Raw genomic sequence first — 11,015 nt, 5'->3', positions numbered from 1 at the left:
CCGGTCTCCTGATCACCACCGAAGCGATGGTGGCGGAGAAGCCGGAGAAGAAGGAAGCCGGCGGCGGCATGCCCGACATGGGCGGCATGGGCGGCGGCATGGGTGGCATGGGCGGCATGGGCTTCTAAAGCTCCGCTTTCCAGAATACCCGATGCGGTAATGCAAGGAGGGGTCGCGGTAGACATCGCGGCCCCTTTTGCTATGCAAATGGGTGCGAAGCGGCTATTCCTTCAGCATGAAAATACATACTCAAAGCGTCATCGACATCCTCAAGGAAACCGCAGAAACCGAAGTGATGCCTAGATACCAAACCTTGGCAAGTCACGAGATACGCGAGAAAGATAAAGGGGAGCCGGTAACGGTAGCCGACGAAGCGTCGGAGCGCCGTCTGACGGCAGCTTTAACTGCCTTATTGCCGGGCTCGAAGGTCGTGGGCGAGGAAGCTGCTGCTACTGATCCGAAAGTATTCGATCTGCTAGCGGGTGCCGAGCCGGTATGGATTGTTGACCCCATTGACGGAACCCGAAATTTTTCTCACGGTCGGCCGGTTTTTGCGATCATGGTCGCGCTGGTACGAGCGGGCGAGACCGTCGGTGCCTGGATTTTGGAATTGCCGAGTGGCCGCATGGCGGTGGCGGAGAAAGGGGCGGGCGCTTGGATGGAGGGTGTGCGACTTAAGATTGCACCCGCGCCTTCAAGCGTTTCCGAACTGACGGGTACGTTTCACGCAAGCACTTGGGCTTCACCTGAAATTGCAAAAGCTGTTGAACGCAATCGTGACCGCATGCGCCCTTTGAAGAGCTTGGGGTGTGCCGGCGCCGAGTATTTGCGATTGTCCGAAGGAAAGATGCACTTCTCACTCTTCACCAAGCTGATGCCCTGGGATCATGCACCTGGCACACTCATCCATGCGGAAGCTGGCGGGCTCGCGCGAACGTTGGAGCAAGTTGATTATCATCCGCTCCTGCGCCAGACCCAAGGTCTGGTTATGGCACCCGACGAGGCCACTTGGCAGACTCTAAGCCGAGTCCTGACCGAATGAACCTCGCCGATGCATCCTTGGTGTTTCCCACATTCACAGACTCACTAGTGCGATAAGACCAGCAAGCACGATTAGACCGCTACGAAAGAGTGGCAGTTTATGTTGCCGGTCGATTTCGTAATCGGGAAAAGCGCGCTGTTCGGGTTTGTGAGATACGCCCGGGTTCTCCCGACGAAGGGCCGACATATAAGTTTCTGTGAACACTGAAAGTAACATCTTGTTTCTCCTGGCTAGCGGTTTCTCTAGACAAAATATAGGTCAGATAAGAGAATGATGAGACTCAGGAATAGTTTCGATATGTAAGTAGGAATTACATATGAAATGGCATGATCTTCCTTCGCTATCGAGCCTTCGTGCATTTGAATCAGCGGCCAGGAATCGGAGCTTTAGTAAGGCGGGCCGGGAAATGAACGTGACCCATGCTGCAGTCGCACAGCAGGTTCGACGTCTGGAGGAGTGGCTTGGCGTGGGTTTGCTTTTCCGGGAAGGGCGGGGATTGAGTTTAACCGCGGACGGAAAGATCCTGGCAGAAGGTCTGCTGGAGGGATTCTCTCAAATCGCGGAGACAATCGAAATGGTTGCGAGCGGGGGGCGTGATCGTCCTCTGAACATATCCATGACGCCAAGCTTTGCGGTTAGCTGGCTGATGCCGCGAATTGGTGAGTTTAGGACCAAGCACCCATCGATAGAGTTAATGCTAAACCCTTCTGTGGAAGTTGTTGACTTCCGGCGCGACACAATCGATTTGGCGATACGCTACGGAGATGGCGACTGGCCCGGGTTGATATCCGCGCCCTTTATTCCGGCGCGTTTTACCATCGTGGCTGCAAAATCACTCGTGCAGGATCGAAAAATCGACAGCCCTCAAGATCTCCAGGATTTGCCGTGGCTGCAGGAGATGGGGACTAGGGAGGCTTTGCAATGGCTGGAAAGCCAGGGTGTGGATTTATCGTCCCGAAAGCTCAATGTAACTCATTTGCCGGGCTACATGCTGCTCTCTGCATTGCGCGCAGGTCAGGGTGTGGCTTGCACTACCAGCGTTTGGGTGGAAGAAGATATTGCGGCCGGCCACTTAGTTTCGCTCTATCAGGAAGATTCCAGCAAATCATATCACATCGTGCACCGGCCAGGCGTACTGCGCCCGGAGGCGAAAAGCTTCATTGACTGGATGAAACAAACCGAACGTCGTGACCGGCAACAAGCGACAACCTCAACGGGTGGAGAATAAGCTCATTCGTGACGCGAGAAGGCAAAAGGCCCGAACGCCTGCATGGTCGGCATTAACTCAAGAACATTGATGTTGACGTGGCGGGGTAGGGTGGCGGCCCAAAAAATAGCCTCTGCAATATCGTCCGCCGTCATGTGATCAATTTTCTGGTAAGGCTGTTGGGCTTTCTCGGCATCTCCTTTGAAGCGGACGAGCGAAAACTCTGTCTCTGCCAATCCAGGTTCAATACTTGTCACGCGCACATTCTTGCCTATCAGGTCGGCACGCAAATTAAGCGAAAACTGATGTACGAAGGCTTTGGTTGCGCCGTAAACGTTCCCGCCAGGGTAGGGATAGCTGCCAGCGACGGATCCAATATTTATCACGTGTCCCCGGTCGCGCTCGACCATACCCGGGAGAAGCGCTCTCGTGCAGTAAATCAATCCTTTACAATTGGTATCGATCATCTGCTCCCAATCATCCAAATCCGCACGCTGCGCCGGCTCAAGTCCAAGAGCAAGGCCGGCATTGTTCACGAGGAGATCAACCTCGCGGAAAGCGTCGGGGAGCGACGAGACCGCCTGGGCTACAGCCTTCTCGTCACGTATGTCCAGTGTTATGGGCAAGAAACGGTCGCCCAGCCTGTCATGGGTCTCTTTCAATCGGTCATCGCGCCGGCCGGTCCCGATTACTTTAGCGCCGCTGTCGATGAAGCGGCGGGCGGTTGCGGCACCAAACCCAGAAGTCGCGCCAGTGATAAAAACAGTAAGACTTTCGATTTTCATAAAAAATCCTTATTTCAGATAGTTAAGACGTATCATGGTTCTGTTTTCTTAGCCTCCTGCCAGCGGTTCTCGAGATCAGTCAACGAAGCGTCGGCAAGACCCATTCCGGAATTTTCCAGTGAGCGTTCTATAAATTTAAACCGTCGTTCGAACTTTTCATTTGTCCGCCGCAGGGCGCTCTCGGGATCGAGGCCAAGGTGACGCGCAAGGTTCACAACCGCAAACATCAAATCACCGAGCTCAGCCTCTAGATGATCTTTCGGGCCGTTTCGGGATAACTCTGTACGTAACTCGTGCAACTCTTCGTCAATTTTTTCTAGAACAGGATCTAGATTATCCCAATCAAAACCGATAGTTGCTGCACGTTTTTGAAGTTTTAATGCGCGTGTCACTGAAGGCAGATTAGTAGCAATACCGTCGAGGAGGCTGGTGGTTTCGCCATTGCGGTTGGCTTTCGAACGCCTTTCCTCCTCTTTATGGGCTTCCCACGCCGTTGTCTGTCCGGAAGGGTCGTTTATCGTTTTATCGTCGCCAAACACATGCGGATGTCGACGTTCCATCTTGTCGGAAATAGCGGTAGCGACATCAGCGAAAGAGAACTCACCGAGTTCCTCAGCCATTCGGGCGTGAAACACCACCTGGAGTAACAGGTCACCGAGTTCCTCCTTTAAATCGGAGATGTCGTTGCGCGAAATCGCATCGGCAACCTCGTAAGCTTCCTCAACCGTGTAGGGGGCGATGCTGCGAAAGGTCTGAGCCATATCCCATGGGCATCCGGATTCTGGATTGCGTAGTCGCGCCATTATGTTGATGAGCCGAGCAAGAGTGGCTTCTGGGGAAATTGCTGGCATGTTTGCGTTAGGGCTCTCAGTCATGAATGCAATCATATGCTAGGGATCGAGGGGCGCAAGGTTTTGGACCCGTGAGGGGGACGTCTATATCATCGGCATCTCTCGCCAATCATAAACGCGCATAATGTATATTATGGAAAAAACAATCACTCCAACGAGGTGAGCAGTTTACTAAGCAACATGTTAAGAGCCGCCTGCTCCGAATCGGAAAGCGCCTGCTGTATCATTTCTGTGTGGTTTTCCAAGACTTTGGGAAGCAACGTTTCAATTAACTCGCGGCCGGCGCCTGTAAGGCGAACGAACTTTGAGCGTCGATCTGTCTCAAAACAGAAACGCTCAATATAGCCCTTCGTTTCTAACCCCTTCAGCGTTTTAGTCATCCCGCCTGAAGTAAGCAGTACAGCACTCGCTAACTGAGTTGGAGTCATCTCATACGGCCTGCCGCTGGAACGTAGTGTTGAGAGAACGTCAAACTCTGACGGCGATAAAGGTACTGATTCCATAACCTTGCGGCCATTTTGGAACAGGATATCGCGTACGCGTAGCAAACGAATGGGAATCGCTGCCTGAACTGCAAGGTCACAATGCCAGTTGCATTCAATCCGGTCTAAACGTGCTTCTACAGAATTTCGCGAGTTCAATATGACGCCCTCCAACTTTTATCTTGCTAGAAAGGTTTCTAGTAGTTATATGCCCCACCTCCTGACCCGTCAAACGCCGGCATGGGTCTTAAGCGCACTACGTAACTCTTGGCACGTCAAAGGCACCCTAATGAGAGACGTTAGAAAAAAAGCTCAAGCGATTGTTATTATGATGATAATAGCAATATTAATTTTGCCTACTAGTTTGCGCGCCCAAACTCCAGGTCAAGCGCCACAAGTCAGTGTCGTCCGGGCGATCGAAAAAGAGATCGTCGAATGGGATGAATTCACGGGGCGGTTTGAAGCGGTCAAGTTTGTTGATGTTCGGGCGAGAGTTTCTGGCTATTTGGAGTCGATCCACTTTACCGATGGGCAGTTTGTCGAGAAGGGTGATCTCCTCTTTGTAATTGATCCCCGCCCCTTCGAAGCCGCGGTCGACCTGGCTCAAGCAAATGTGGCGCGATTTGAGAGCGAGCTAGAGCTTGCCATACTTGAACTGAAGCGCGCCGAACGGCTGTTGCCCAATAAGAACATCGCACGTGAAGAATACGATTCCCGAGTGGCAAACAAGAAAGTGCAAGAAGCACAGTTGCGGGCCACCAAAGCGGAACTGCGCAGCGCGGAACTCGACCTTGCCTTTACGGAAGTACGCGCTCCTGTTTCGGGGAGGATTTCCAGCGCTGAAGTCGATGAAGGAAACTTGATCGAGGCTGCGTCCGGGGCTTCCACCCGTCTGACGACGATTGTATCGCAAGACCCAATACACTTTGTTTTCGACGTCTCGGAATCCGATTATCTTAAGTACATCCGTTTGAATAGCGTTTCGGGCGCTGGGAATCCGACTGTTGCCGGAACTACCATAGAAGTCGAACTCCGTCTCATGGATGAAAAGGACTGGCCCCGTAGGGGACGGATTGATTTTGTCGATACGGTGTTTGACCGAGGGACAGGCACTTTGCGGTTGAGGGCAACCTTCGAGAACAAGCGCGGCATCCTAGTGCCGGGTTTGTTTGCGCGCTTGCGGCTTCCAGCAAAAACCCCGGCGGTTAGCATTGTGATTCCGGAAGTTGCCGTGCTGTCCGATCAGAGCACTAAGATAGTTCTAACTGTGGATCCTGAGGGAACAGTCATACCCCGTCCCGTCGTACTAGGCCCCTCGATCGATGGCCTTGTGGTCATACGAGAGGGATTGACCCTGAACGACGAGGTAATCGTCAAAGGATTGCTTAGGGCAAGACCGGGTTCCAAGGTGGCACCAGAGGTAATCTCACTTGAGGCCCTCCAAGGCTCGACCGGAGGCGGCCAGTGAAAATCGCGCACTTCAGTGTAGATCGGCCGATTTTTGCGTCGGTTCTATCCATCCTCATTGTTTTAGTTGGAGTAATTGCATATCTGCAATTGCCCGTAACCCAGTATCCCGAGATTGCCCCGCCAAGCGTCACGGTCACCGCCAACTATCCGGGTGCGACCGCTGAGATTGCTGCTGACACGGTCGCATCCGTGCTTGAGCAACAGATCAATGGCGTCGAGAACATGCTTTACATGCGCTCTGAGAACACTGCCAGCGGTACGACATCCCTGACGGTAACCTTTCAGACCGGTACGGATCTTGATATTGCTCAAGTGCTGGTGCAAAACCGCGTTTCGCTTGCCGAGCCCCTACTCCCGGACGTTGTACAACGTCAGGGAATCGATGTGCGAAAGAATTCGCCGGACCTGATGATGGTCATTCATATTCTTTCGCCCGATGATACGCGTAATAGCCTTTATGTATCGAACTATGCAAAGACCCAAGTTGTAGATCGGCTGGCTCGCATCAATGGAGTTGGTGAGGCGCGATTATTTGCAGAACGTGCTTATGCGATGCGGGTTTGGATCGATCCGGAAAGGGCCGCGTCCTTTAATATGACGGCAACCGAGATCGTTGCCGCGTTGCGCGAGAACAATGTGCAGGTCGCAGCAGGTGTTTTGAACCAGTCGCCAATGCACAGCCAGGATGCTTTTGAGGTAAGTATTCAGACGCAAGGTCGTCTGCTAGAAACCGGCGAGTTCGGCAACATCATTATCAAGCAAGGTAGCGGCGGACGGACGGTGCGGCTTCGTGACGTTGCGCGGGTAGAGTTGGGCGCCCAAAACTACGACACGATTGGTTACCTTGACGGCAGTTCGGCATTGCCGATTGGGATTTTTCAACGACCCGGTTCCAACGCCTTGGAGACAGCTGCCGATATCATCGCAGAAATGGAAGACATCGCTGAATCAATGCCGCAGGGCATCGATTACAGAATCGTCTATAACCCAACGGACTACATCCAGAAATCGATTGATGAAATTTACCGGACCATCATCGAAGCTGTTTTGCTGGTTATTCTTGTTGTTATGCTCTTTTTACAAAGTTGGAGAGCTTCGATAATCCCGATTATCGCCATTCCCGTATCATTGATCGGGACCTTTGCGGTGATGGCGGCCTTGGATATTTCTCTCAACAATTTGTCGTTGTTCGGGCTGGTGCTAGCAATTGGCATTGTCGTGGATGACGCGATCGTGGTCGTCGAGAACGTCGAGCATTACATTTCCAAAGGATTGGCGCCAAAGGAAGCCGCGCACCGCACTATGGATGAGGTAGGAATGGCTTTGATTGCCATTGCACTCGTGCTGTCCGCTGTTTTTATTCCCACGGCCTTTATCACCGGGATTTCAGGGGCCTTCTTCAAGCAGTTTGCGCTCACTGTCGCTACTGCCACGATTATCTCGGCTTTGGTTTCTCTTACCCTATCCCCTGCCCTCGCCGGCATACTCCTAAAGTCGCGCGCAGATGTGCGGCGCCCACCCGCGCTGTTCCGAGTGTTGCTGTTGCCGTTCAGCGCGATTGGCCAAGGATTCAATTGGATCTTTAGTCGTACGGAGCAACTGTATGGGCGGCTGACGCTTCGCCTGGTCCGAGGGAGTCTATTCGTTCTCGTACTCTACGGTGGATTGGTGGCCCTGACCGTGACTGAGTTCAAGAACACGCCAACCGGCTTCATTCCGGAACAGGACCAGGGTTACTTAATAGCGGTTACGCAGCTTCCCCCCGGTGCCTCGTTGTCCCGCACAGACGAGGTCATGCGTCAGGCTGCCGAGATATTTGCGAAAACACCCGGCGTTGCTAATGTCGTATCCATTGTCGGGCTTGATGGTTCTACCTTCACGACCTCTTCCAGTGCAGGCGTGATATTCCTGCCCCTCCTTCCCTTTGAGGAACGAGTTGCAATGGGACTCGATGCCGGAACCATTTTGCAGAATGCGCAGATGGCGGTGATGGAGATCCAAGACGCCCTGTCTTTCGTTATTGCCCCGCCTCCAGTGCGTGGAATTGGTAACAGTGGGGGATGGAAGCTGTATCTGCAGGACCTAAATGGTCGCGGGTTGGAGGTGCTGGAGGAAGCTGCGGGAGTCATTACGGCCCAGGCAAACCAGGACCCGTCTTTGACTCGTACCTTCACATTCTTCAATACCCGAACGCCGCGTATCTACGCCGACATAGATCGCACACGCGCGGAAATGCTGCAGGTGCCGATTGATGATCTAATTGATACCCTAGAAATTTATCTTGGTTCTAGTTATGTCAACGATTTCAATTTTCTAGGTCGTACTTATCGAGTTATAGCCCAAGCTGAGGGGCAACACAGGAAAGAATCCTCTGATGTACTGGCCTTGAGAGCCCGCTCTGCAGATGGGTCCATGGTTCCCCTCGGCACGGTCGCCAGCCTGCGGGATACGACCGGGCCAGTGCGGCTACCGCGCTACAACCTTTATCCGGCGATTGATATTCAAGGCAGTGCGGCGCCGGGTATCTCGACGGGCGAGGCGATCAGTGCCGTTGAAGCGTTGATGGCGGAGAGCTTGCCTGATGGCATAGGCTTCGAATGGACGGAGCTAGCTCTGCAAGAAAAGCTGGCAGGTAACACGGCCTTGATCATGTTTGGCATGGCTGTTGTCTTCGTGTTCTTACTTTTGTCGGCTCTCTACGAGAGTTGGCTGCTACCTCTCGCAGTCATCTTGATCGTGCCAATGTGTTTGCTTGCAGCTGTTGTTGGCGTGAATATTCGGGGCTTGGACAACAATCTGCTGGTCCAGATCGGGTTTGTCGTTCTTATTGGTCTCGCGGCAAAGAACGCAATCCTGATTGTCGAGTTTGCAAAACAAGCAGAAGAGAATGGGTTGACCCGGCGCGAGGCGGCTGTCGAGGCTGCCCAGCGCCGATTGCGTCCGATTCTGATGACATCTTTTGCTTTTATTCTGGGGGTCGTGCCGCTGTTGATTGCCAGTGGCGCTGGTGCGGAGATGCGGCAATCCCTGGGGACAGCAGTGTTCTCAGGAATGTTGGGCGTTACCTTCTTCGGACTTATTTTTACGCCTGTTTTCTATGTTACAGTTCGGTGGATTGGTTCGCGGTTGCATAGTCGAGAGAAAGTCACAACGCCGGTATGAGTTAGACCCCCTCACGCATGCCGCTAAGCCGTTTCCATGCTTTTGTGCGGTTGATCAGGCGGGTTGTCCAACGGGCAACCCGCTTTTGATTGATACCGAAATCGATCATTCCATATCGAGATCGACTAAGTATTGCGATCGTGGACTGTTGCTCGCCCAAGGGAACGATCTCGGCCCAAATATCATCGGGCAAGTGGAGATACCGCGTTTTTTGGGAATGGTGCGACGTCAAGGTTTCAGAGTTTGCTTCCAAACAATGGGTGCGTGGTGCGTTTTCGGCGATATAAAGCCAGAGAAGCCACAACTCCTGTGCTGAAACATCAAGGAGTGGTGCTGGAGAAACCCTGCCTCCGACTGTGAACCAATCCGGTGGGGAAAGAATCGAATAATTTCTTGAGCCTAATTGCCGATACTCTCGAATTCTCATAAATCAATCGTCAAGCCATCGTAGCCTGGCTGGACTCCTTCGGGGCAGTTCCGGATCAGCCAATCATAGTCCAAACTGTGGTTCATATGGGTAAGTATTGTCTTCTGTGGTTGGATTTTTTCAATCCATCGGAGTGTTTTTTCCAAGTGTGAGTGCGTCGGGTGGGGTTTTATCTGAAGGCAGTCGACAATCCACAAATCAAGGTTGGAAAGGACTTTCCAACTCGCGTCGGGCAAATCAACAAGGTCAGTCGAATAGGCAAATCCGCCGATTCGAAAACCCAGAGTGGTTTGCCCCAAGCCGTGGTCTTGCACAAACGGCCGCACGGCGGTGCCAGCGACATCAAATGCTTCACCATCGATTATCCGGTCATCGAGTATTGCCCTGTACAATCCAGTAGCAGAGCTTTGGCTTTTCAGCGCATAGCCAAATCGTAGGGCCAGACAATTCTGTGTTTCTTCGGACATGTAGGCTGGTATCGGTCCTTGATGAAATGCAAAGGCGCGGAGGTCGTCCAATCCATGGCAGTGGTCGGCATGATCATGTGTGAAGAGCACTGCATCCAGACTATCGACGGAGGCGTCCAGCATCTGCAGCCTCAAATCCGGTGATGTATCGATCAATATGCGGCGATTGGCATTCTCGATCAGAATAGAAGCCCTGCGACGTCGATTCCGCGGATTGTTCGGATTGCAGTTGCCCCAAACTCCATTGATCAACGGCACGCCACCAGAACTACCACAGCCGAGCACGGTGATCTTCATTGCCGGTGGCCCCGAATCTCATCGAAGCTGGCCTTTGAAAAAAGGCGAAAGAAGTTTTCAGTCGTTGCCGTCTCCACAGCTTCCAGGCTTATGCCTTTGAGATCGGCGAGCGCTTTTGCTGTATGACACACATAAGCGGGTTCATTTGTCTTACCGCGCAAAGGCACTGGCGCAAGGAACGGAGAGTCGGTTTCCACGAGCAATCGATTCAGTGGCGCATATCTGAGGGTTTCCCGGATATCATCAGCCTTTTTGAAAGTTATGATTCCTGAGACGGAAAGATAAAACCCAAGTTCTAGAACCGCCTCTGCCAGGGCACGGCTTGCAGTAAAACAGTGGATAAGCCCAGGAAAAGCACCGTCCTGGTAGGAATCGCGGAGAATTGCAACGGTGTCATCATCTGCATCCCGGGTATGGACTATCAGTGGCAAACCGCTTTCCCTGGCCGCTTCAATGTGGGAACGAAAAGACCGTTGCTGATCTTCTCTCGGCGCGTTGTCATAATAATAGTCCAGGCCCGTTTCACCGATACCGATGACACGCTCGTCTTTAGCGAGCTCCAGTAATTGAGCTGGGCTTTCTTGGCCTTCCTCGTCTGCGTTATGAGGGTGAACGCCAACAGTGCACCAGATCCCCCGGCAGCCGTCGGCCAAAGCGCGCACCTTGGGAAAGGTAGACAGTTTGGTCGAGATGGTAACCATCCCCGACACACCTGCCTGATGGGCCCGAGCAACAATGGGATCAACTGCCTCGTCTTTCATAAGGTAGTCGAGGTGACAGTGGGAATCGATTAGCATTCGTACTTCCTATTAGGGGACAGCGTCC

General features: G+C 52.8%; 10 protein-coding genes. 4 read left to right on the top strand and 6 right to left on the bottom strand.

Annotation, left to right across the window (positions count from 1 at the left end; genetic code table 11):
- Positions 1-235: 235 nt before the first annotated feature.
- Both ABIE63_RS17470 and ABIE63_RS17465 read left to right on the top strand, forming a co-directional pair.
- Positions 236-1,042, top strand: a complete 807-nt coding sequence (locus ABIE63_RS17470; RefSeq protein ID WP_354506684.1) for an inositol monophosphatase — start codon at positions 236-238, stop codon at positions 1,040-1,042.
- A gap of 316 nt (positions 1,043-1,358) precedes the next feature.
- Positions 1,359-2,270 (top strand): LysR family transcriptional regulator, encoded by a 912-nt coding sequence (locus ABIE63_RS17465; RefSeq protein WP_354506681.1) that lies wholly within the window; start codon positions 1,359-1,361, stop codon positions 2,268-2,270.
- A gap of 2 nt (positions 2,271-2,272) precedes the next feature.
- On the opposite strand, the gene ABIE63_RS17460 is transcribed toward ABIE63_RS17465, so the two are convergent.
- From ABIE63_RS17460 to ABIE63_RS17450, 3 genes are all read right to left on the bottom strand, one after another.
- Entirely contained in the window at positions 2,273-3,034 is a 762-nt protein-coding gene (locus ABIE63_RS17460) for an SDR family oxidoreductase (protein ID WP_354506678.1), read from the bottom strand.
- A gap of 32 nt (positions 3,035-3,066) precedes the next feature.
- Positions 3,067-3,885 carry a nucleoside triphosphate pyrophosphohydrolase gene (mazG, locus tag ABIE63_RS17455; RefSeq protein ID WP_354506675.1) on the bottom strand — a complete coding sequence of 273 codons (819 nt, stop codon included), beginning with the start codon at positions 3,883-3,885 and terminating at the stop codon, positions 3,067-3,069.
- A 146-nt stretch (positions 3,886-4,031) separates the two neighbouring features.
- Entirely contained in the window at positions 4,032-4,526 is a 495-nt protein-coding gene (locus ABIE63_RS17450; RefSeq protein WP_354506672.1) for a MarR family transcriptional regulator, read from the bottom strand.
- 1 nt (position 4,527) lies between these two features.
- Here ABIE63_RS17450 and ABIE63_RS17445 point away from each other — a divergent pair, with 1 nt between their 5' ends.
- Both ABIE63_RS17445 and ABIE63_RS17440 read left to right on the top strand, forming a co-directional pair.
- Complete coding sequence (locus tag ABIE63_RS17445) at positions 4,528-5,835, top strand: efflux RND transporter periplasmic adaptor subunit (protein WP_354506669.1); 1,308 nt, start codon at positions 4,528-4,530, stop codon at positions 5,833-5,835.
- Positions 5,832-8,999, top strand: a complete 3,168-nt coding sequence (locus ABIE63_RS17440) for a multidrug efflux RND transporter permease subunit (protein WP_354506666.1) — start codon at positions 5,832-5,834, stop codon at positions 8,997-8,999. The genes ABIE63_RS17445 and ABIE63_RS17440 overlap by 4 nt, the downstream gene beginning before the upstream one ends.
- A gap of 1 nt (position 9,000) precedes the next feature.
- Here ABIE63_RS17440 and ABIE63_RS17435 read toward each other — a convergent pair whose 3' ends face one another.
- Genes ABIE63_RS17435 through ABIE63_RS17425 form a run of 3 tightly spaced genes read right to left on the bottom strand, consistent with a single transcriptional unit; the run spans position 9,001 to position 10,987 of the window.
- Entirely contained in the window at positions 9,001-9,426 is a 426-nt protein-coding gene (locus ABIE63_RS17435) for a DUF1499 domain-containing protein (RefSeq protein ID WP_354506663.1), read from the bottom strand.
- Complete coding sequence (locus ABIE63_RS17430; RefSeq protein ID WP_354506660.1) at positions 9,423-10,190, bottom strand: MBL fold metallo-hydrolase; 768 nt, start codon at positions 10,188-10,190, stop codon at positions 9,423-9,425. The genes ABIE63_RS17435 and ABIE63_RS17430 overlap by 4 nt, the downstream gene beginning before the upstream one ends.
- Positions 10,187-10,987 (bottom strand): TatD family hydrolase, encoded by an 801-nt coding sequence (locus ABIE63_RS17425; protein WP_354506657.1) that lies wholly within the window; start codon positions 10,985-10,987, stop codon positions 10,187-10,189. Before ABIE63_RS17425 ends, ABIE63_RS17430 begins: the two co-directional genes overlap by 4 nt.
- Positions 10,988-11,015: the final 28 nt, after the last annotated feature.

The sequence above is a fragment of the Limibacillus sp. MBR-115 genome (genome assembly GCF_040549425.1).
Classification (GTDB): domain Bacteria; phylum Pseudomonadota; class Alphaproteobacteria; order Kiloniellales; family CECT-8803; genus Limibacillus; species Limibacillus halophilus.
The sequence above is the reverse complement of the archived record's forward strand: the minus strand, read 5'-3'. Positions and strand labels throughout refer to the sequence as shown.

Excerpts from the sequence above, each read along its gene's own strand:
- ABIE63_RS17470 (WP_354506684.1), top strand. The coding sequence starts at position 236 with ATGAAAATACATACTCAAAGCGTCATCGACATCCTCAAGGAAACCGCA.
- ABIE63_RS17465 (WP_354506681.1), top strand. The coding sequence starts at position 1,359 with ATGAAATGGCATGATCTTCCTTCGCTATCGAGCCTTCGTGCATTTGAA.
- ABIE63_RS17460 (WP_354506678.1), bottom strand. The coding sequence starts at position 3,034 with ATGAAAATCGAAAGTCTTACTGTTTTTATCACTGGCGCGACTTCTGGG.
- mazG (WP_354506675.1), bottom strand. The coding sequence starts at position 3,885 with ATGCCAGCAATTTCCCCAGAAGCCACTCTTGCTCGGCTCATCAACATA.
- ABIE63_RS17445 (WP_354506669.1), top strand. The coding sequence starts at position 4,528 with ATGACGCCCTCCAACTTTTATCTTGCTAGAAAGGTTTCTAGTAGTTAT.
- ABIE63_RS17435 (WP_354506663.1), bottom strand. The coding sequence starts at position 9,426 with ATGAGAATTCGAGAGTATCGGCAATTAGGCTCAAGAAATTATTCGATT.
- ABIE63_RS17430 (WP_354506660.1), bottom strand. The coding sequence starts at position 10,190 with ATGAAGATCACCGTGCTCGGCTGTGGTAGTTCTGGTGGCGTGCCGTTG.
- ABIE63_RS17425 (WP_354506657.1), bottom strand. The coding sequence starts at position 10,987 with ATGCTAATCGATTCCCACTGTCACCTCGACTACCTTATGAAAGACGAG.